This window comes from Arthrobacter sp. 10T416 (assembly GCF_056394165.1).
This window is the reverse complement of record NZ_JBFTHI010000019.1, coordinates 1-22,411: the sequence shown is the minus strand read 5'-3', so window position 1 is coordinate 22,411 and position 22,411 is coordinate 1. Positions and strand designations below refer to the sequence as shown.

The 22,411-nt window shown below is 69.5% G+C and carries 10 protein-coding genes; all 10 read right to left on the bottom strand.

Annotated features, from left to right (window positions below; translation table 11 throughout):
• Positions 1–192 precede the first annotated feature (192 nt).
• On the bottom strand, positions 193–4,638 hold the full coding sequence (locus tag AC1DBE_RS15620) for an FtsK/SpoIIIE domain-containing protein (RefSeq protein ID WP_476971101.1): 4,446 nt from the start codon (positions 4,636–4,638) through the stop codon (positions 193–195).
• Positions 4,635–5,339: a hypothetical protein gene (locus AC1DBE_RS15615; RefSeq protein WP_476903892.1), complete on the bottom strand. Its 705-nt coding sequence runs from the start codon at positions 5,337–5,339 to the stop codon at positions 4,635–4,637. Before AC1DBE_RS15615 ends, AC1DBE_RS15620 begins: the two co-directional genes overlap by 4 nt.
• An 80-nt stretch (positions 5,340–5,419) precedes the next feature.
• Positions 5,420–7,111 (bottom strand): protein kinase domain-containing protein, encoded by a 1,692-nt coding sequence (locus AC1DBE_RS15610; protein ID WP_476971100.1) that lies wholly within the window; start codon positions 7,109–7,111, stop codon positions 5,420–5,422.
• A complete protein-coding gene (locus tag AC1DBE_RS15605) occupies positions 7,108–8,937 on the bottom strand; it encodes an FHA domain-containing protein (protein ID WP_476971099.1) in 1,830 nt (609 codons plus the stop codon). Before AC1DBE_RS15605 ends, AC1DBE_RS15610 begins: the two co-directional genes overlap by 4 nt.
• Positions 8,924–9,856: a PP2C family protein-serine/threonine phosphatase gene (locus tag AC1DBE_RS15600; protein ID WP_476878879.1), complete on the bottom strand. Its 933-nt coding sequence runs from the start codon at positions 9,854–9,856 to the stop codon at positions 8,924–8,926. Before AC1DBE_RS15600 ends, AC1DBE_RS15605 begins: the two co-directional genes overlap by 14 nt.
• Entirely contained in the window at positions 9,853–11,337 is a 1,485-nt protein-coding gene (locus tag AC1DBE_RS15595; protein WP_476878878.1) for an RDD family protein, read from the bottom strand. The genes AC1DBE_RS15600 and AC1DBE_RS15595 overlap by 4 nt, the downstream gene beginning before the upstream one ends.
• Positions 11,334–13,895, bottom strand: a complete 2,562-nt coding sequence (locus tag AC1DBE_RS15590) for a transglutaminase-like domain-containing protein (RefSeq protein ID WP_476971098.1) — start codon at positions 13,893–13,895, stop codon at positions 11,334–11,336. The genes AC1DBE_RS15595 and AC1DBE_RS15590 overlap by 4 nt, the downstream gene beginning before the upstream one ends.
• Positions 13,892–15,223: a DUF58 domain-containing protein gene (locus AC1DBE_RS15585; protein WP_476971097.1), complete on the bottom strand. Its 1,332-nt coding sequence runs from the start codon at positions 15,221–15,223 to the stop codon at positions 13,892–13,894. The genes AC1DBE_RS15590 and AC1DBE_RS15585 overlap by 4 nt, the downstream gene beginning before the upstream one ends.
• Positions 15,224–15,297: 74 nt before the next feature.
• A complete protein-coding gene (locus tag AC1DBE_RS15580) occupies positions 15,298–16,269 on the bottom strand; it encodes an AAA family ATPase (RefSeq protein WP_476878875.1) in 972 nt (323 codons plus the stop codon).
• A 97-nt stretch (positions 16,270–16,366) separates the two neighbouring features.
• Positions 16,367–22,354, bottom strand: a complete 5,988-nt coding sequence (locus AC1DBE_RS15575; protein ID WP_476971102.1) for an Ig-like domain-containing protein — start codon at positions 22,352–22,354, stop codon at positions 16,367–16,369.
• Between the last annotated feature and the right edge of the window lie 57 nt (positions 22,355–22,411).

The following is a 22,411-nucleotide window of genomic DNA, read 5'->3' as shown; positions in this document are numbered from 1 at the left end:
ATAGCCATGTGACAATCTCCTTAGTTCACCGGACCCGATCACTGTCGGCATCCCCAACGGCCTCCGGCTGATCCGGAAGATCCAATACCTAGAACCTACCCTGCCCCGGAAAACACTGTCGATGGGCAGCACTCCCCATCCCGCCGCCGGGCCAGTACGGCCACGGGGCGGCACCGGCGCGGGACGGCGGGGCTAGTTTCGGTTCTCCGGCGGGAGCGCGACCTGCAGCTTCCGGACCTTGCCGCGGCCCACGATGTAGCCGCGGCCGGGAATGAAGTCCCCGCTGGTCCGGCCCAGCGATGTGCTGAGCAGGCTGTCGCCCTCGATGTCCCCGGGGTTCAGCAGCAGGCCGCGGCGTCCGGACTTGAACGGCTGCGCCAGCGACCAGGCCGAGGACCAAGTGGAGGTCTCGGATTCGCCCACGACCCACTGATCGGCCTTGATGGACGCCGCCACCAGCCGGCCGATGCCGGACTCCGCCAGCGTGTCGCTGAAGTCGGTCAGGCCCTCGATGAAGATCGCAAGCTTGCCCGGCGTCCCCGTCGCGTAGTCGATCAGTTCGTCGATGGCCTCGTCGACGTCGTCGACCCCCACCAGGGAACGGTCCCAGAGCTTGAGGGAGGCCGCCGCGGAGCGGCGGGCACCGAGGTAGATCAGCTCCACGCCCGGGTTGGACCGGCGCAGGGCGTACGCGAGGGTCACCAGGGCCACGGTGCGGCCGGAACCGGGCGGGCCGGCCAGCAGCAGCGAGCCCTTCGCGAGGATCTCGGCGGGCTGCAGAGTCTCGTCGTCGACGCCGATGACCGGCAGGTCCGGGCTGCCGGCGGGGAGCACGTCCAGGTCCACCGAGTCGGGCAGGCGTTCGATCTGCGGCGCCCGTTCCACACCCTGGCGCAGCATGGCCTCGCGGAGTTTATGCACTTCGCGGGCCTGCACGGCCAGGTTGGAGTTGCCGCCCAGGACCGCGAGCTGGACCTCCAGGTTGCCCAGCAGGCCGCGGCCCGGCGGCGTGCCGGCCCCCAGCACATCCTTGGGCACATCCATGGACATGTAGTCATCCTCGGAGGACAGCCGCAGCACCAGCCGGCGCTGGATCGAGGCAAGCAGGGACGCCGGGACCGCGTTCGGCCGGTCGCCGGTGACAACCAGGTGGATGCCCAGCGGGCGGCCGTCGGTGGCGAGCTGCAGGAAGATGTCCCACAGGGCCGAGAGCTTGCTGTACTCGTAGGCCTCGCGGAACGCGGACATACCGTCCACCAGGACGAAGATGCGTTTCTCGTCCGGCATGTTGGCCAGCTTCCGGTACTCCACGATCGTGGCGGCGCGGACCTCGGCGTAGCGGGCCGAGCGGTCCTCGGCCAGGTCCCGCAGCCAGCGCAGGAGCCGGCCAACGCGTTCGACGTCGTCGCCGTTGATGATCTCGCCGACGTGCGGCAGCTCGTCGAGCATCTTGAGGCCGGAGGAGCCGCAGTCGATGCCGTAGACGTTCACCGGGCCGCCGCGCGGGGTCACGGCCGCGGCGATCGCGATGCCGCGCAGGGCAGCGGACTTGCCGGAGCCGCCGGTGCCGTAGATGGCCATGTTGCCGTCCCGGTCCGGTTCGTAGAACACCGTGGGCTGGTCCTGGTGGGCGGGGTCGTCCGCCACGCCCAGGAGGAGCCGCTCGTCGGTGCGCGGGTTCGGCAGCCGGGAGAAGTCGTAGGTGGTGGCGAGCTCGTCCAGCCAGGGCTTGCGCGGCGGCTCGATGGCGAGCACGTCCGCTGCCCTGATGATGTTGGCCGTCATCCGGGCGATGTCGTTGGGGCCCGCCGGTTCCTCCTTGACGGCGGCCTCGGGGGCGGGGGCCGCCCACGGGGCACCGGACCCGAACGCCATCTCGGTGATGTCGATCCGCGGGCGTTGCGGTTTCTCCGTGGTCCAGCCGCCGGCATACCCGGTCTGGAAACCCTGGATCCGGCCGGGTCCGGTCTTCGCGGCGCCACGGCCGGGGATGGACGGGTCGAAGTACGCTGCGGTCGGGACGCCGAGGATGTCCACCGCGTCGTCGACGTCGGCCATCCGCAGCGCCACGCGCAGGTTCGTGTTGGCGCGCAGGCTTTCCTTGATGACGCCGGCGGGCCGCTGGGTGGCGAGGATCAGGTGCAGCCCGAGGGAGCGGCCGCGCGCGGCGACGTCCACCACGCCGTCGACGAATTCCGGCACCTCGGTGGCGAGGGCCGCGAACTCATCCACGATGATGATCAGGTACGGCGGTGCTTCCGGGTCCGCCTGCCGCTGGAGTTCGAGCAGGTCTTTGGCCTTTTTGCGGTTGAGCAGCTTCTCGCGGTGGTGCAGCTCGGCCCGGAGCGAGGTCAGGGCGCGGCGGACCAGGTGCGGCGAGAGGTCGGTGACCAGGCCGACGGTGTGCGGCAGGTTCAGGCAGTCCGCGAACGCCGCCCCGCCCTTGTAGTCCACGAACAGGAAGCTCACCCGGTCCGGGCTGTACGCGGCCGCCATGCCCATCACCCAGGACTGCAGGAACTCGGACTTTCCGGCACCGGTGGTGCCGCCGACGAGGGCGTGCGGACCCTCGTTCTTCAGGTCCAGGTACAGCGGTTCGATGCCCTTGGAACCCACCAGGGCTCGCAGGGTGCCGTTGTCCTTGCGGTTGGGCTTGGCGGTGCTGTGCACGGAATTGTTTTCGCTCCAGCGGTCCGCGACGGCCTGCGGGTTGTCCAGGAAGTCCTTGCCGATCAGCGTTGCGTAGGACACAGCGCGGGGAAGGTCGGAATCGTCCTCCAGCGGCTTACCGACGTCGACGACGGGCGCGAGCATCCGGGCGAGCTGGGTGGCGAGTCCGGCGTCGAGGCTTTCACAGCTCACGGGGAAGGTTTGCCGGCCCAGCCGGACCTGGCCCGTGGTGGTGCCGTGTTCGCCGTCGACGGCCATAAAGTCCCGGCACGCGGCCGGCAGCTGCTGCACGGAGGTGGCCACCCACATAACGTGGATGCCGCAGTCCGGCCCGCGTTCGAGCACCCTGGTGAGGCGTCCGCGGTCCACGGGGGCGTCGTCCTCGACCACCAGCAGGACCGTGGGCAGCTGCGGTCCGGGGACGTCGCCGCCCTCGAGGGCCAGGCCGGGCCGCAGTTCCGGGCGCGGTGACTTCGCCTCGGCTTCGCGCTGGTCGATGAGGTCCTCGAGTTTGGACAGCAGCGCCGTACCGCCGGCGGGTCCGGCGGCGAGGTGGTCGCCGGCCAGCGGGCTGTGGCCGGACCCCGCATGCGGCAGCCACTGAAGCCATTCCCAGCGGTCCTTGGACTGCGCCGAGGTGATGCCGGTCAGGACCACCTCTGCGGGCGAATGCAGGCCCACCAGCTGCAGCACCATGCCGCGGGCCACGTCATCCACCAGGCCGCGGGGGCCGGCGAGGCCGAAGGAGCCGGCCGTGCGCAGCTGGGACACAATCGGCACGCCCTCGATGCTGGAGAACTGCGCCAGGCAGTCCTGGATCTCGGCCATGTACTCGGGCTCGGTCTCGTTGCTTTGCGGTTCCTCGAACTGGATCCGCGACGGCGCCGTGCCCAGGCCGAAGCGCAGGCCCAGGAAGCCGGTGTGCTCGGGCCGGTGGGTCCAGAGCAGCGGGCCAAGTTTGTAGATGGAGTCCACGGTGTCGCTGACGGACGGAGCCTCCTGCAGCCTGACCGAGCGTTCGACTTTCTGCAGGGCGGTGATATCGGTGCGGAACGCGGCCATCGCCGAGCGGAACGCCTTGAGCTGTTCCTTGCGGTCGCGCTTGCCCTGCATTTTCTGGTCCACGTAATGGCCCACGATGAACAGCGGCATCATCAGCATAAAGACCATGGACATCAGGCTCTGTGTGACGGCGAAAATGACGGCACCCATCATCAGCGGGGCCACCATCATGATGTACGGGAAGGGGTGCCGTTCCTGGCGTTTGGGTCCGGCCGGCAGCGTGCGTTTGTGCGGTTCGAACCGGGGCACCACCCGGGGCGAACGGTTGAAGTCGATCAGCGGTGAGCTCGGCGCCGTGCCTTGGGCGCCGCCGAGGGACACCACGGAGACTGTGGTGTCGCCGAGGGTGACGGTGTCCGAGGAGTTCAGCGTCGCACGGCCCACCGGGAGCCCGTCCATCAGCAGGCCGTTGGCGGAGTTGGTGTCCACGATTTCCACGGTCTCCCCCACCGTGACGCGGGCGTGCCGCTTCGAGGTCAGCGGGTCCGTGAGCCGGATGTCGACGTCGCGGTCACGGCCGATGTAGCTGGTCCCCGAGGGCAGCGAAAATTCGCGCCCGACGTCGGGGCCGGAGAGCACGCGGAGGGTCGCCGCGGCGGGTCCTCGGTTTGCCCCGGGCACGGCGAACTGCTCGCTGACCTGCGTCAGGCCGACGATCGAGCCCGGCCGCAGCCCGGATTCGAGCAGGTTGTCCTCCCGGTTCAGGACGCTGCCCTTGAGGCCGCCGGCGGCAAAGGACTCCTCGATGCTGAGGGAGAGGTTCGACGGCGGTTCGGTGCCGCGCCGGGCCGGATCCGCGGCCCAGAGTTCGGTGGCGATGTCCGCCACGGTGGCCAGGCCGTCGACGGTGACGGCGAGGTCCTTCGCTTCGGCCGGGTCGCGGCGCAGGGTCAGCCGGATCCTCATGCGTCGTCCCCTCCGCGCTGGGTTTCCAGGAGCACGAGGTCGGCAGCGGTCACCAGGTGCGATGTCACGGCGTGTTCGACCAGCCGGGCGCGCCGGTTCGTGGCGAGTTTGCCGCCGCCGCCGCGCAGTCCGGCGACCCCTACCCGGTCGAGTTTGTCACACACGTTGTCCAGCTTTCTGTTGAACCGGGTCAGTGCCCAGCCCAGGGTCTTGGCCGCCTGCGCGGAGGACGGGATGGCACTGAAGCCGGTCCCCTCCCGGCGCAGCATCGGCTCGGCGAGGGCCACGATCAGGGCTTTTTGGGAGTCGGTGAAGACGACGGGGCCGATGGTGGTGTCCCCGCCGCTTTCCTCCCCGCGGGATTCCTGCCGGAAGGCGGGGGTCCGGAGGTGGACGGCAAATTCGTAGGTGGTTGGACCGGCCGTGAAGATGACGTTGGTGTGGCTGAAGACCAGTGGGATCCGGGCTCCGGGGGCGAGCCAGGCCTGCATGCCGCCGGAGGCGTCGGCAACGGTCGCGCAGATCATGCTGCCGACGTTGCTGAGCCACCAGATGCCGTCATAGCGSGCGATCTGCAGGAACTGSCGGTGCAGGTACGGGTTGTCGTCGACTTCGAGGTCACCCTCCCGGCCGATGCTAAAGATGTCCTCGTCGGATGGTTCGTGCCATTCGCCGCAGAAATCTACTGCTAGATCCCCCATGTGTCCGTGTCTCCTTGTTGGGCCGAAAGCCGTAAGTTGTGCCTGTGTGTGCTCTGCTGCGCCGCGTGCCGGGAGGCGGCTCAGGATTTCCTGGCACAGGCGATGGAGTCCTGTTCCATGGGCGAGGACGCGCCGTCGGAGCGGACGATCATCACCTGGATGCAGGTGTCCCCGGCCGGGTTGGGAGCCACCTGGACTTTGGCCGTGGCAGTGGCCTGGAATTCGCCGTTGCCCGTGGGCGAGTAGGTCCGCCACTTATAGCGGTCACCGGTCTTGGGCTGCGGGTTTTTCCAGGTGAAGGTGAGTTTGCCGGCACTGTCCGCGCGTCCGGCCAGTGCCGTCACGTCCGGGACGGTGCCGTTGTCCAGGGCATCGGCCGGCGGCTTGCTGACCTGCTCGGTGGCCTGCGGGGCCGGGGCGGGGCGGGTGGTCCCGGCGATGATCCCGACGACGACGGCGATCACCAGGACCGCGGCACCGACGATCGCGAGGACCAGGTTCCGGCGGCCGTTGCCGGCTGGGGCTTCCCCGGCGTCCCCCGGTTCGCCGGCGGCCGTGTCCTGCGGGGCCATGCTGGACCGGTTGACTGTGGCCGCGACGTCGTCGTCCTCCCCCGCGGGGGGCGCCGGACGGGGCGCCGCTCCGAAGGCGGGCCGCTGGACGGTATCGCGGCCGGCGGCGGTGTCCCGCCCCGGGGCCGGGCTGCCGGGGGCAGGGCTGCCGAACGGCGGCCTGGCGCGGGTGGCGTTGTTGGAGGTTGTGGCGTCGTCCGGCGCGGCGGCGGGCAGGCGGGCCGGGAAGGTGGGGGCATGGCCGGTGGCGTCGGGGTCGATCGAGGCGACGCTGCGGACCCGGGTTTCCTCGAAGGTGTCATCGGGGTGCGGCTCGTCGGCGCGCGGTTCCTCAAGGACTTCGAACGGGGTCACGGACAGGTTCAGTTCAGCCTGGATGCGCTGTAACGCCAGGGCGAAGGCGTGGGCCGAGGAGTAGCGGGAGGCGGGGGCTTTGGCCATGGCGGTCGCCAGCGCCAGCTCCAGGGATTCGGGCACGTCCGCCCGGCCCAGTTTGGGCACCGGCAGGTTGGTGATCCGCGAAATCAGCTCGCGCTGGGAGTTGTCCGCGCCGGGGAGGACAAACGGTGACCGGCCGGCCAGCAGGGTGTACAGGGTGGCGCCCAGCGCCCAGACGTCCACCAGGACGCCGTCCACCTGCCGGTCGCTGAACTGTTCCGGCGGCGACCACGGGATGGACAGGCCCGCGTCCTCGTCCTGGTCGCCGGCGAGCGTGCCGGAGATGCCGAAGTCGGTCAGCGCCGGGCGGTTGTAGTCCGTGACCAGGATGTTGGCCGGTTTGATGTCGCGGTGCGCGATCCCGGCGCGGTGCGCGGTTTCGACCGCGGAGGCCACCTGGATGCCGACGGCCAGGACCTCGTCCACGCTGAAGCGCTGGCGCCGGTAGCGGACGTCGAGGCTTGGCCGGGAGCAGTACTCCATGGCCAGGTAGGAGTGGCCGGTGTCGGTGATCTCCGCTTCGAAGATGGTCACGATGTAGGGGTGCGATGACAGCTGCGCCATGAGGTTCGCCTCGGACTCGAAGCGGCGGCGGGCGCCCTGGGTCTTGAGGTCGGAGAGCAGCACCTTGACGGCCACCTTGCGGCGCGGCCGGTCCTGTTCGTACAGGTACACGTCGGAGAATCCGCCGGAGCCGAGCAGGCTGACGTACGTGAAGCCCGGGATGGTGGGCGGCGGGGCGACGGGGCGTTTGGCGTTCACAGGAGCTCCTCGAACCGCAGCTGAATGCCGTCCCCGAGTTCGGCGATGTCGCCGTCAAACAGGATCGCCATTTCCCCCTGGGCGAGCCGGCGCGGGGCCTGGCCTTCGCGCAGGAGCACGGTGCCGTTGGTTGCCTTCAGGTCGCAGAGCATCACGTGCCAGCCCTCAAGCCGGACCTCGACGTGGGAGCGGGAGATGTCGCCGCCGGGGCTCGCCACCTGGACGAGTTTGGGCATGCCGGCGCCCTGCACACGCGAGACCGACGGCTGCCGGCCCACGATAAGCGACTGGTCCAGGTCGATCAGTTCTCCGGTGGAGAGCCGCATCCGGCCCAGCCGCGGCCGGCGGATCTGGACGCCGTCGCCGGGCAGCGCCTGGCTGCAGTAGGCGCACGTGGCGTTGGTGGGCGGGTTCGCGTGGCCCTGCGGGCAGACCCGGGCCAGCACCATGGGACCGGTTCCGGGGTCCCTGGGGGCGGCCGGGTGGCCCGGTCCGCCGTTGGTGGCAGGCCCGAGCTCGCTTTTCATGATGGTCTGGCCGTCGTGGTCGGCGTCCACGGCAGGACCCTCCGTCGAGGGAGCCGGGGCGGGCGCCGGCGGCGGGGTGAACAGCGACGGCGGCGCAGAGGGGCCGGGACCCGTGCGCGGCGCCGGCGGGGTGGCTGGAGCGGGCCGGTCGCCGCCGGTGTGCCAGGGCACCGAATCGATCAGCCCGGACGGCACGGCCGGGGCAGGCCCGGGGGCGGGGCCTGACGATTCCGCGCCCGACGGTTCCGGGGCGAACGCCTTACGGTCCGGGCGGTCCTGGGCTTCGTGGGCGTCCTCACTGCCAGGGTCCGCGGCTGCGGCGGAGTCGCTTTCCCCGGCTCCGGCGTGGTCGGTTGCCTGCGGCTCCGGTGCTACCGGTCCGTCGTCGGGGTCGGCGTCGGGATCCTCGCGGACGGCAGCGTCCTCGATGCGGCGCATGACCGTCTGTTCCCAGAGGTGGTCGTAGCTGCTGGTGGGTTCCTGTTCGGCGGGGGCGGCCGCGGGTTCGGCCACGGAGGGGTCCGGCGCGTCCAGCACGTCAGGGCCGTCCGCTGCGTGCGCCACGGGTTCCGCCGCGTCCGCGTCGTCGGCAGGGGCCTGGATGGTCCCGTCCAGGTCGGCCCCGGCGTCGAGATCCTCCGCGGGAAGTTCCAGGACCGTATCCGCGGAGCTGCCGAGGCTGTCCGGGTCGGCGGCGATGTCGGCCTCGGCCGCCGCGAGCAGCTGGTCCCCGATCCCGGCACCGGATCCGGCGTCGGAGGCAACGTTGTCCGGGGCCAGGGCGGCGGCTGCGGTGGCGGGTACCGCCTCGGCGACGCGTCCGGCGCCGGAGGCTACGCTGTGCAGCTCCTGCAGCAGGACCACCCCCTCGCCCAGCGGGAGGACACCGGCCGGGGACGCCTGGCCCGGCGCCGCGGCGGGGATGGCCACGCTGAAGCCCTCCGCGGCGGGGAACCTCCGCTCGGTCCAGGTGGTCACGTCCCGGCCACTGACCGTAACGGAGTCGCCGCCGGCCAGCCGGACGTCCAGATCAATCTCGCCGCGCAGGAAGACCTGAAGCGACCCGCGGCGGCCCACGATGCCGAACCAGGGCAGCCGCGCCAGGGAGCCGCCCGAAGCCGAGGTCACGGTGTCCAGGACCTCATGGATTTCCGGGTCACCGGCCAGGAGTGTCCAGAGCGCGTCCACCAGCGTCCGGTCGGTGTCCCGCGGCAGCAGCACGGCCGTTCCGGACCGGACAATGCCGAGCCAGGACCCAGGTGTGTAGCTGAGATCGGCCAGGCGGTCAGCGGGAGCCATCGGTCTCCCCGCTGGTCTCCCCCACGGGGGTGCCGTCGGGTGCGACGTTCAGGACCTCGGTGCGCGGCAGGGTGTTTTCGTCTTCGGCCTGGGCTGCCGTGCGCGGGGCGGTCTGTTCGCCGTTGTCATGGGCCACATTGCTCGCGTCCACCACAATGCAGGTCACGTTGTCGCGGCCGCCGCTGCGCAGGGCCGCCTGGATCAGTTCGTCCACGGCGGCCTGCGGGTCCGCCTGATCAACCAGGATGCGGGCGATGTGCTCGTCGTCGAGCTCGCCGTTCAGCCCGTCGGAGCACACCAGGATCCGGTCGCCCTCTTCAACGGGTAGCAGCCAGTAGTCGGCCTCGGTCTCGTCGCCGGTCCCCAGCGCTCGGGTTACGACGTGGCGGCGCGGGTGGACAGCTGCCTCGGCCTTGGTGATCTCGCCGGCGTCCACCAGTTCCTGGACCTCGGAGTGGTCCACGCTGACCTGGTTGAGCTTGCCCTGGCTGAGCCGGTACGTGCGGGAGTCGCCGATGTTCAACACCAGCCAGTAGGGGGTGCCCCTCTGTTCGACCACCACGACGCCGGAGAGCGTGGTCCCGGCGCGGGAACCGGTGGCCTCGCGGATGCCGGCGTCGGCCTCCAGGAGGTACTGCTGGACGATGGCGGCGGTGGCGTCCCGCTCCCCCGTGGCGAGCTGGGGAATGTTGGCGAGGGTCCGCACGCAGATCCCGCTCGCGACCTCGCCGGCCTCATGGCCGCCCATGCCGTCAGCGACTGCGAAGACGGGGTCGGCAGCGATGTAGGAGTCCTCGTTCATTTCCCGGCGCAGGCCGCAGTCCGTGCCGTACCCGTAATGGAGCCGGAGGCTGGGGGTACTGGCGGGTGACGCTGCTGGCGCCTCGGCGGGCGGTACTGAAGCCGGCTGGGATGTCATGCCTGTCCTAGGTAGAAAGAGCGGTCACCGAAGTGCACGGTGGATCCGGGGCGTACATGGGTGGGTTCCCCGGCTGCCAGGGCGGTACGGATACCGTCCGGCGTCGTGACGGCACTTCCGTTGGTGGAGTTGCGGTCCGTCACCCAGATGCCGCCGTCGCCGGCCAGCACCAGGAGGTGGGTCTTGGAAATGGAACGTCCGGGGTCGGCCACGGGCAGCAGCTGCACCGATTCCTCGCCGGGATGGCCGGCCGGGTTGCGCCCGATCAGCAGGGACCGGTCCAGTTCCACTTCGCGGCCGTCGTCGATCCTGATCCGCGGCACGGCCACGGTGATGGGCACGGCGCTGTCGCCGCGGGCCTGGGTGCGGTCCAGGTCGTCGTCCGGGTGGGGGCTGAAGGCGCGGCTGTTCACGGCGTGGCTGCGGGCCGCCACGATCGGGGCCGCCACGATCGGGGCGGGCGCGGAAGGGGCCGGGCCGGCCGGGGCCGGCTGGAAGGAGAACGGCTGCGGCGCGGGCTGCGCGGAGGAGGCGGCTGCTGCGGTGGGCGGTGCGGCGGGTCCGGCCGCGGCGGTCGGCGGCTGGAGCCGGGCGGCGCCGGCCACCGGCGAGGCCACCTGCTGCACGGGAGGAAGGTCCAGCGGGGCAAAGCTGTACGGGCCCTGGATGCCGCCGGTGGTGAGCGGGTTCCGGCCGGCCTTGATGTCGAAGACGAGGGTCTTCGCGGCGGTGTCGTGCCAGCCACGGAGGCGGCTGTTGGGATCCCAGGTGTTGGAGACGACCACCAGCACAGCCCAACCGGCGCCGAGGAGGGCCAGCGGGCCGAGCATCACCAGGGCGGCGCCGAACCACTGGAAGAGCACCACTAGTACGGCGGCGAGGGCGGCCAGCAGCACACCGGCCCCGGTGATGAGGCCGCGGAGGAACACCGCTCCCCCGCCCGGGGCGTACCCGTCGGCGTCGGCGGTGCGGATCCCCACGATGCGGTTGCCGAGGGTGGTGCCGGACCGGCCGTCCATGATGGCCTGGACCGCCGTGTAGACCAGCGTGATGCCGATCCCCAGGCCGCCGAAAAGCACCATCGAGGAGGTGTTGTAGATGATGGAGCCGCCGCTGCGGGTCTGTGTGACGCCGGCGAATCCGAGGGCGAACAACACAATGAGGACCGCCACGGGCCCGGTCCAGTCCAGGACGGCGGCGCCGAGCCGCTTTCCTGCATCGGCGGGAACCAGCTCCAGCTTGTTCGGCATTACGGTACTTCCCCCTTGTCCGTGGACACGTCCTCCGGCCGGACCCTGGACCGGAACGAACGTGCCATCACGCCCGGAAGGCGCTACCGGGATAGTACCGGGTGTTCCGTCCCCGTGCCGTGCGCTGCGTGCCGAACGGTTGCTCAGGGGCACCCCGCACGAGGTGCAGAACGTGGCGCCCGGGCGGATCGGCTGGTGGCAGCGCGGGCAGCGCTCGACGTCGTCGGTCATGGCTCGTTGCGGTTCTTCCTGGCTGTTCGCTGCGGTTCGTGGTCCGGACCGGGCTCCACTGTACTAGCTGGGCCGAAGACGGCCGGGTCAACTGCCGCGGGCCCGTTTCCGTCGCCGGCAGCGGTACCGCCGCGGCGGCGGCCGCCGGGCAGCACGGGGCGCAGTCCGCGCAGCTTCAGGGCGGTCCGCCCGTCGGCCAGCAGGGAGCGCGGCGAGAAGCGGGCCTGCTGGCGGCGCCAGAACCCGACGGTCCCGGTCATCGCCTTCAGTGAGCCGTCCACCATCTGCCAGTACTCCGTGACCTGCTCCTCGCTGGGCTGTCCGGCCCCGAAGATGGCGGCATCGGCGCGGTGGGCCAGCAGGGTGGTGGTGCCCTGGCTGGCGGGGAACGCCTCGCCGAGGACAACGGCGGACTCGCGGCGGGTGGCACGGGTGTCCACGCCGGCGCCGAGATCCGTCGCGAGGCTGAGGACCTCGTTCCAGCCGCCGCCGACGCGCTGCGCGGGGTGGCCGTCGGTGAACCGGGCCTTCCGGCGCCGGGCCTTCAGCAGCGCGATCAGCAGCAGCGGCAGCGCCAGGACCGCGACGGGAATCAGCGCCGTGCCGATCGCGGCAAGGAGCGGGCCCCAGAACAGCCAGGGGTTGTTCTTGTTCTCGTCCGCGTCCAGCGCGTCCGGCGAGGAGTCCGGCGGCAGTTCGGCCGGCTCCTGCGGCGGGGGCGGCGGCTGCAGCACCTGCGGTTTGGGTTTGGACTTGTTCTCCGGGTCCGGCGGGATGGGCACGTTGTCCTTGGGCGGGGTGGGATCAAAGGACACCCAGCCCACCCGGTCGAAGGCCACCTCAACCCACGCGTGCACGTCCTTTCCGGTGATCTGGACTTCGCCGGCGCCGTTTTCCGGGCTCTTGGGATCCGGGTAGAAACCCATCACCACCCGGGAAGGGATGCCAAGGTGGCGCAGCATCAGGGACATCGCCACGGCATACTGCTCGTCATCGCCCAGCATCTGCTTGGCCGTGAGCAGGCTGCGGATGCGGTTGGCGCTGTGGCCGGAGACACTCGGCAGCTGGCCGTCGGCGATCAGGCCGTTGCTGAAGGCGCCCTTTTTCTGGAAGTGCGCCTCGATCTGGCGGACCCTGTCAATGGCGGTGGGTGCGTCGGCCGCGAGGTCGTTGGCCTGTGAGTCGACCACCGGCGGTACCTCGGCGGGGTCCGGCAGCGAGACTTTCGCGAAGTCGTACTGCGTCAGCTGGCCGTGTTCGAGCATGGCGGGGTCGGCCACCTGCACGCTGTACGCGTCGCCCTTGGAGAGCCCGCGGGTGGTGACGGCGGTGTCCGTGCCGGAGTTGAAGTACAGCCCGGACGCGGCGCCGGCCGTGTCGGTGGCGAAGCTGATCCCGGTGGTCTTGCGGCCGCCCGGGAGGAAGAAGCCCTGGTAGTCCTCGATGGTGATGTTCAGGGTGTAGTTGTTGGTCGGGACGATCCCTGTCGAATCGGCGAGGGTGTTGATGGACTTGGCGTCACCAACCTTGCTGAAGCTGCCGGATCCGTTCGGGTCCATGTTGTAGTTGGTGCCGTTGAACGAATCGAGCGCAGCGAGCCGGACCCTGCCGTTCTTCGGCAGCCCCTTCACCATAAAGAGGTTGTCGTCCTTTTTGTCCTTGACGAAGTTGCGGAAACTGGCCAACGGGGTCACGTAGGCCTTCGGGTCGAACGGCGGCACGATCGTGTTGCGCAGGACCTTCCGGTCGTCGTCGGCGGCCACCAGCGGTGAGGCGACGGCAGTGACGCCGACGGCGACGGCGATCACCGCGGCGGCCGTTCCCACCCGGCGGAGCCGGGCGGTGCGGGCGGTGGCCTGGTCCGACTCGGGCTGGTTGACCGAGATTTTGCGGGTGTCGTTGCGGCGCAGGGCGTCGCGGCGGAAGGTGGCCCATGCGATCGCCACCACGGTCAGCGAAATGCCGCGTTCCACAGTGAGGAAGCCGGCGTTGGTGCTGAAGGCGATGCCGGTGATAAAGAGCACCAGGACCGGCAGCAGCGGCCAGTAGGGGCTCTTGAGCCGCCAGATCAGCAGTCCGGCCGCCAGGGCGGTGAGCAGGGAGCTGAGGAACGGCACGATCAGGGTGCCGCCGGCGGTGCCGACCGGCACGCCGACGGTGAGCATGTCCTTCCAGGCGAACATCACGCCCACCAGCAGGGTCCGCAGCGATTCAAGTGTGGGAAGGACCCCGGCGATGGACGCCTCCGGGACGGCCAGGGCGGTGCCGAAGACGAGGTAGGCGCCAACCGTCAGGGCCGTGGTGATCAGCACACCCAGCCGGAAATGCACTTGGGCGGCCGCGATGCCCAAGCCCAACAGGATGCCGCCGAAGCCTGCGGCCAGATAGTACGGGTCGCCGCCGAAGCTGAGGCTGAACCCCAGGACGCCGAGCCCCAGCAGCACGATCAGGGCGCCGGCGTCGAGCGCGTAATGCCAGGCAGGCTGGCCGTCGGCGAAGCCCGAACGGCGGCGCGGCACGGCGTTGTTGCGGGGACGGAAACCGGTGGCGGTGCTCATGCGGCCGCCTTCCTCAGCACAATGGCCAGCTCGGAAAGATCGCCCAGGGTGAGCACTGTCAGGTCCGCGATGTTGGCCCGGGCCGGGGCGGCACCGGCCTGGATCCGGACTGCGAGGCTGCGGACGCCCGGCGGAACGGACGCCGAGGCGGAGCGCAACTCGGTGGGGCTGACGTTGCTGCCCACCACGAAGAACACCACCGAGGCGTTGGGCACGGTGTCGGCGAGGGTGCGGGCGAGGTCCACGGCGGTCTTGCGCTGCGGTGCTCCGACGATCCGGGTCATGTCGTCCAGCAGGTTCCGGCCGGTTTCGCACCGGAGCGGCCCCTTCTGGGTGAGGACGTCAAGGTCCCGTTGCTCGCGGATGGCCTGCAGGCCGATCGAGGCGGCGGCGGAGACGGCCAGCTCGAATTCTTCCTCGGAGGCGTATTCGTCCGTGTTGGTGGACAGGGAGATGGCCAGGTGGGACCGGCGGGTCTCCTCGAACTGGCGCACCATGAGCTTGTTGGTCCGGGCCGTGGTCTTCCAGTGGATGTGCCGGCGATCGTCACCGGGCACGTAGTCGCGCAGGGCGTGGAAGGAGACGTCGGCGCTGGAGAGGTCCGTGGTGGGCATGCCCTCGAGGTCACGGATGAAGCCGGCGGCCGACCCGGCCAGGGCCACCGTCCGGGGGTGCACGTAGAGGTCCTCGGGTTCGGTCCAGAGCACCTGGCGGCGGAGCAGGTGCAGGGGGTCGGCACGGACGGAACGGACCGGGCCCACCACGATCACAGCGCGGCGGGCCGTCGGGATGGTGAACAGGTCCTCGTGGACCTGCCCGGGTTTCATCCGGGGCAGGTGGAACACGGCGGTGGCCGCGCCGACGGGCAGTTCCAGGTCGGCGGGCAGGAGCGGCCGGGCGGAGGTGTTGGAGACCGCGATGCTGCCCACGGCGCTGTCCCCCACGGCCACCCGGGTCCGGGCAAGGTTCAGGAGCACGCCGTAGGAGGAGCGGCCCAGGATGAAGCCAATGGCGAGCAGCAGCAACACGAACGCGGCGATCGCGGCGGCCTTGGCCTCCTGCCAGCCGTACGCCTGGCCGACGGCCCAGAGCAGCACGGACGCGGCCAGGACGGACCAGCCGAGGACACTGACCACCGACAGCACCGGGTGGAGGTGCCGGCGGTACTGCGCGCGGACGGCGTTTCCGGCCGGGGCCAGCGCCAGGGCGGCGGTGCTGCGGGCTTCGGCCCAGACGGCCGAGGGGTGCAGCCGGGCGGGCCCGCCGGCCCGGGACAGGGGCCGCTTCAGGCGTTCAGCAAGCCGGTTCAACGGAGTGCTGGTGGACATATGGGTGCCTTTGTTCGTGCATGGTTGCGGGGCCGGTGGGCGGCCCCGCGGGTGGACTCGTCGGAAGCTTCCGGTTAGACCGCGGCCCGCTGTTGCGGGGCGGCGACGTCGGCCAGCACCCGGGTCAGTACGGCGTCGGCGGTGGCACCGGAGAACTCCGCCTCCGGGTCCATGACCAGCCGGTGGGTCCAGACGACGGCGGCGAGGTCCTTGACGTCATCCGGCAGGACGAAGTTCCGGCCCTGGCTGGCGGCCCAGACCTTTGCGGCACGGACCATCGCCAGGGCGCCGCGGACCGAGACGCCCAGGCGCGTCTCCGGGGCGTTGCGGGTCTCCTCGCAGAGCCGGGAGATGTATTCGAGCACCGCGGTGTCCACGTGGGTGGTGGCGGCGAGGTCGGCCATGTCGGCGACGGCCTGGGTGGTGATCACTGCGGTGATTTCCCGCGAGCGGTCCTTGAGGTTGGCGCCGCCGAGCAACTGCACGGTGGACGCGTGGTCCGGGTAGCCGATGGAGGTTTTGATCAGGAAACGGTCCAGCTGCGCCTCCGGCAGGCGGTAGGTGCCGGCCTGTTCGATCGGGTTCTGCGTGGCCATGACCATAAACGGCCGGCCTGCCTCGTAGGTGGCGCCGTCCACGGTGACGCGGGACTCCTCCATGACCTCCAGGAGCGCCGACTGGGTTTTCGGTGAGGCGCGGTTGATTTCGTCGGCGAGGACGATGTTGTTGAAGATCGGGCCCTTGTGGAACTCGAACTTCTGCGTCTTCTGGTCGTAGATGGTCACGCCGGTGACATCCGACGGGAGCAGGTCAGGGGTGAACTGGATGCGGTTGTTGGACCCCTGCACGGTGGCGGCGAGGGCGCGGGCCAGCGAGGTCTTGCCGGTGCCCGGGGCGTCTTCGAAGAGGACGTGGCCTTCCGCCAGCATCGCGGTGAAGGTCAGCCGGATGACGTGCGACTTGCCCAGCACGGCCTGCCCCACGTTGGCTACGAGCTTCTCAAAGGTGCCGGCAAACCATTCGGCCTGCTCTGTGGTCATCGTCATGCGCTGGTTCCTCTTCCATGTTCATTCGGGTCAAGCAGTTGGGGGTTGGCCGGCAGGGATTCCCCGTGGGATCCGGCGTGTGGGTTGGTTGTGGTCATCAGCAGCCACCGGGCTTGGGGCCGTACAGGTTGACGGTGGTGGACTTGACGTACCAGCCCGGGTGGCTGCCTTCGGTCATCCGGTACCAGGGCGTCCCGTTGCCGTAGATGTCCTTGGTGCAGTTGATGTTGAGCCGGCCTTCGGAGCTCCGGACCCAGCCGGCGCCGCAGGTGGGGCCACTGGGGTCGTAGGTGTCCTTCCGGCCGGGTTGGCCCGGGCAGGTGCTGTTATGCGCCTGGATTTGCGACAACGGCGGCGTCGGGTCCTTCCCGCTGGTGGCGTTGGCCGAGTCCGCGGAGCCGCAGACCACAGTGCAGGCCCGAACCTTGAGGTTCTTTGTGGAACTCCATGCCCCGGTGTCGCGGTCGTAGCGGTTTGCCAGGCCAACGCTGGTCCATCCGCCGCCTTCGTAGCTGATCTCGAAGCGCTGGATGGCGCGGCCGTTGTTGGCCGGGTTGTTCCACGTCCAGTGCACCTGCTGCGTGGTGGAACTCTGGGGCGAGAGTACCGGCGCGTTGGGCGGGCCGTAGGGGTTGGCCGTGCCCACAGCCTTGGCGTCCCCGGCGATGTTGTTCTTGGTGGAGCTCGCGATGATGTTGATGGTGACGTTCTTGCCGTTGGGCAACCCGCCGATCGTGGCGCCGCCCGCGGCGATGCCACCGGCCTTGACCACGCCGCCGGACGTGGCCGCCCGGTAGCTGTACTGGATCTCGCTGGCCTGCGAACCGTTGCGCTGTGCCTGGCTTAGGGGTGTGAAGGTCACCCGCAGCTGGCCGCTGGCACCGGTTTCCTTAACCGTTCCGCCGGAGACCATTCCGGGTTTGCCGGCCGCGCGGATGGCGGCTGACCGGGCACTCGTGGCGGACGTTCCGGCCTTGTTAGTGGCAGAAACGGAGAAGGTGTAATCGGCCTCGGAATTATCCACCGTGACGTTCTGCGACGTCGAGGTGACCTTCTGGCTGGCCACCTGCGAGCCACCGCGGAACGTGGTGAGGGTGTAGGCCGAGACTGCGTCGCCGTTGTTGTCCGGTGCAGTCCAGTTCACCCGAAGCTGGCTCTGGTTCCCCACGGACCCCGCGGACGCCGCGGTCGGAGCCGCCGGCGTTGCGGGCTTGCCCGCCGGCGTCTCCGCGGCGGAGTAGGCACTCCACTCCGACGGATCCTTGGCATCGTTGCGGGCCAGGACGCGAACCTTGTAGGCGACGCCGTTCTTCAGGCCCTTCCAGACATAGCTGACAGATGAAAGGTTCTGGATCTGGGCGTTCTGTCCCGGCGGGGCCGGGGAAATTTCGAGGTCGTAGGACTTGACCGGCGAGCCCTTGGATGCGGGAGCAACCCAGGCCACGGCCAGCTGCTGATCGCCGAACTTCAGCGACGGTGCTGCCGGGGTATCCGGCTTGACGTCAGGGCGCACTTCGGCGGACGCCGGTGACCGCTCGGATTCGTCAATGGCGTTGGTCGCCGTGACCTGGAAGTGGTACTTCGAGTTGTTGGTCAGGCCGGTAAGGGTGCAGGAGTTGGCCGGGCAGTCCTGCCGGAACCCGCCCTCGCCATAGACCGTGTATTTGGTGATCGGGGATCCCCGGTCCGCCGGGGCGGTCCAGTTCAGCAGCGCGGTGCCGTCCCCCACACTGGCGGCCTGTGGGGTGGTGGGTGCCAGCGGGCGGTCCTTTACTGTGAGCCGGATCCTGGCCGTGGCCTGCCGGGACGGGTCCTGGGTCTTGTCTGCGATGGTGTAGGCCACCACCATGGTGCCGGAGAACCCGGCCGCGGGGGTGACCACAACATTGCCGCCCTCCACGGCGACGTTGCCGGAGCCGGTTTCGGCGGCGGCTGCCACGATCCTCAGCGGGGAGTCCGGGAACGGATTGGCGTCGTTGGCAAGGACGTTGACAGTGACCGGCTTACCGGCGGCGGCGTTCGGCTCGAGGTCGTCGTTGGCGACCGGCCGGGGCCGGTTGGACGCCGTCACGGTGAACCGGTAAGTCGCAGTGGCCTCCAGGCTGCGGGGGTCCTTGGCCTTGACCTGTACGGCGCCGTCGGCCCCGGCCTCGCTGCCGTCCTTGGCGGAGAGCTTCAGGACCTGGCCTTCGATTTTGGCGTCGAAGCCCCCCGGGACTTCGCCCAGGATCTCGTACTTCATGTTCTGCACGTCGCCATCGTCTGGGTCCGTGGTCAGCCGGGCCAGGTCCACGCTGGATGTGTCACCCTTGGGCACGTCAACCTGGCTTCCCAGGAGGACGGGCGGGTTGTTCCGGTTGGGGTCCGGGAGGACCTTGGTGCGGATGCTGAGGGTGGACTTCAGGCCGGCCGGGTCGTCCGGGCCGGTGCCGTCGGTGACCTCGAAGCTCAGCGAACCGGGCCCGGCGTAGTCCTTGCCTGCCGTGTACTTCAGGGCCGTGCCGTTGTTGGCCACCGGGTCCGAGCCGTCGGCGCCGATCAGCTTGATCCGGTCCGTCTGGGTCAGGCGCGGCGAGCGGCCGTCGCGGACCTTGACCCATTCCTTGAGGTCCAGGGTGACCGATTGTCCGGCGACCACTTCCACGACGTCGTCCTTGGCCAGGGTGGGCACCTGCTGGCCGATCCCGGGAACCCAGATGATCGCCGTGGATTTCTGCCCGTCGAGGTCCTCCACGGTGTACGGAATCAGCTGCGGCTGCTCGGTCAGGTCCACGATCATGTTGCCCTGCGTGCCGGGCCTGGCGGTCTTCGCCTCGGTGCTGACCTTGAGGTTTTCGCCCACACCGTCGGGGTCTTCGTCGTTCTTGAGCACCGGGACGTCGACGGCGGTCTTGCCCAGGGTCTGGGCGGAGGTCACGCGGTCGTCCCGGGCGATCGGCGCCTGCAGCGGGACGTCTTTTTGGACCTTGACGGCGATGGCGGCCTGGGCCGTGGCGCCGCGGTCGTCGGCCACTTTGTAGCGGACGTTGACGGTGCCTTCCTGGTTGGGCGCCAGGAGGATTATCCGGCCGCTTTGTTTGCTGACCGTGGCCTGCAACTCAGGGGCTGCCTCGACGCCGTCGGACAGGATCCGGATGGGGTCGCCGTCGGGGTCGGTGTCGTTGCCGGTGGCGTCGACGGCGATCTGCCGGCCGGGCCGCACGGACACGGTGTCGTCCACGGGGGTCGGCTTCTGGTTGGTCTCCCCGCGCGGAGCGATGCCGACGGTGACGGTGCCGGTGTTGACGGCGCCCTGCCGGTCCACCACCTTGTAGCGGAAGGTATCTGTTCCGGCCCCGTCGCCGGCGGCGGTGAAGTCGATGAAGGTACTCCCGGCGGTGGCGGTTCCCATCGAGGGGGTGCTGTCAATGCCGGTGAGCTGGACCGAGTCGCCGTCGGGATCGATGCCGTCGAGCTCCACCGGGATCCGGACGGTGCCGCCGGCCACCACGCGGGCGGTGAGGTTCTTCGGTTGCGGCCGCGAGTTCTGGGCGCCTTCCAGCGGCAGGATGTGGATGGTGACGGCGGCGGCGCTCTTCTGGCCCTGCGGGTCGACGGCGTTGTAGATGGCCCGGACGGTCTTGGGCACCGGCCCGGCGATGAAGCGCAGGGTGTTTTCGGAGACGAAGCTCTTCCCGTCCGCGGCGGGCACGGGCTGGGGCAGCACCGGGTCAACGGTGAGCTTGGCGCCCTGCGGGTGGGTGTCGTTGGCCAGGACAGGGATGGTGACGACGTCGCCGGCACGCACGTTGACCTCGTCGGGTTTGGGCTGCGGTGCCTCCACGACCGCGGGCGCCGGGACGGGCACCACGGAGACGCTGCCGGTGGCCGACTTGGTGCCGTTGGACATGGTGTACCGGAAGATAAACGGTTCCTTGGTGCCGGTGATGTCGGTGATCCGCAGCACGGCGTGGTCGATCACGCTGACGGAGGCGGTGGCATTTTCCGGCAGCTGCACGGACTGGAGCACCAGCACTCCCCCGGCGGGGTCCGAGTCGTTGGCCAGCGGGTCCACCAGGACGCTGCCACCGGCCGGGAGCAGGGCGACGTCGTGGACGGCAACGGGGTCGCCGGTGTCCTTGCCCGACTCCACGTCAACGCGGATCAGGCCCTGGGTGCTTTGCGGGCCGTTGCTGGCAATGTAGGTCAGGTACACGGGGCCGGGGGTGTTGCTGCGAAAGGTGAAGGTACCGCCGTCGGTCACGGGGCCCAGCTCCGCCGTTCCGGCCGCTTCCACCTGGGCCAGGCGCAGCGCGCCGCCGTTGGGGTCGACGTCGTTCTTCAGCGGGGAGATGACCAGGTCCTGGCCGACGACGGCGGTGACGTGGTCCGCGTTGACCACCGGCTGGAGGGCGCCCGGCGGCTGGACGTTGACGATGACCTTGCCCGTGGTGGTCGCGCGGCCGTCCCAGACGCTGACGGTCACGGTCTTCTTGCCGGGGGCGGCGCCGGAATCCTGATAGCTGAGCAGGCCGTCGCGGCGCACTTTGACCTGGTCCTGGTCGTTGTCCGCCTTGGCGTCCATCAGGACGAGGTCGTCGCCGTCGGGGTCGGTCCAGTCGGTGAGGATGTTCTGGCTGACGGTTTTGCCCTGCTCGACGAGCATGGTGGTGGGTTCGCCGCGCTTGAACAGCGGCGGTTTGTTTTCATCGGGCCCGACGACGTTGAGCGTGACGCTGCCGCTGGCGGAGAGGCCGCGGCCGTCCGAGGCGTTGTAGCCGAAAATTTCGGTGCCCGGTTTCGCGTCGGCCGGGACGGTGATCTGAAAGGCCGTGCCGCCGTAGATGCTCTGGAGGCTGCCGGCTTTGGGGCCGTTGCCTGCAACCGAGGCGGTCAGGACATCGCCGTCGGGATCGGAGTCGTTATCCAGCACACTAAGCACTGTGGTGCGGCCCGGGCGGACCCCGACGGTATCGGGTTTAGTCTCCGGCGGCCGGTTCGGCTTGGTGCGGTCCGGGAGGATGTTGATGGTGTTGTTGTCCGCGGATTCCTTGTCCTGGTCGTTGGACTGGTTCTTGGGGGGGATTACGTCGTCCCAGTTGTTCACCAGCTGCATGTTCTGGTTCACCAACCACACATTCCCCGAATTCACATCATTAAGCACCACCACATCCCGGTTCACCCGAAACACATAGCTCGGCGACGCAGACGCCTTCGGGACCTCGACGTTCTTATCATCAACATCATTCACACAATCCCGCACATACTTATTCGCCCCAGCCCACGCAGCATGCACACACCCACCCAACTGCACCGGAGCCGCAGGAACACCCTGACCCCCAAACGTCACCGTCTTCGCCGTCGAACCATCCAACGGCACCTCCAACAATGCCTTCGGCGTCGCCACAGCCACCGCATCCGCCCCCGGACCAGGCTGCTGCAACCGCGCATCCCGCGCATCCGCCAACCCCAACTCACGCCCGCCCGGCAACAACAACTTCCCCCGGCCAGCATCCAACACCACCGGCCGGTCCCCCACCACGGTCAACTGGATACCGCCGGCACCCTTCAAACCCTCCCAGGTACTCGCCTGCGAATCCGTCGCCYKCCCATCCGCATCCACACTCGTCACCGTCACCCGGCCCGACACCGGATCAGCACTATAAATCCGGTCATCAGCACCCACCACCGACACCGTCCCCTGCGCCCCCGACAGCACCGGCTCCGAACTCTCCTCATCAAAACCATTCACCGTCGACGGAGACAACGCCCACACCCGACCCCGCACCGCATCCGTCACCGCAATAACCCCGGACCCAAAACTCACCTGAGCCGACCCCGGCAACTTCTTATCCCCACCCAACCGCATCTGCGCCGCAGACACCTGATTCAACGTCGCCCCCGACGCATCATCAACAAAAACCGTCCCAGCATCCTGCAACACATCAAACGTCGTCGACGCCGGCGTCACCGCACCATCCAACACCCGCGACGGATAATTCAACCGCCCCACAGCATTCTTCGCCTTCGACACCACCCACACACCACCATCGTTCAAATCCACCTCAGTGGTCTTAAACCCCGGATAAATCACCGCACCCGCCACCAACACCACACCAGCCACCACAAAAGACCCCACCACCACACGACGCCGACCCGCACG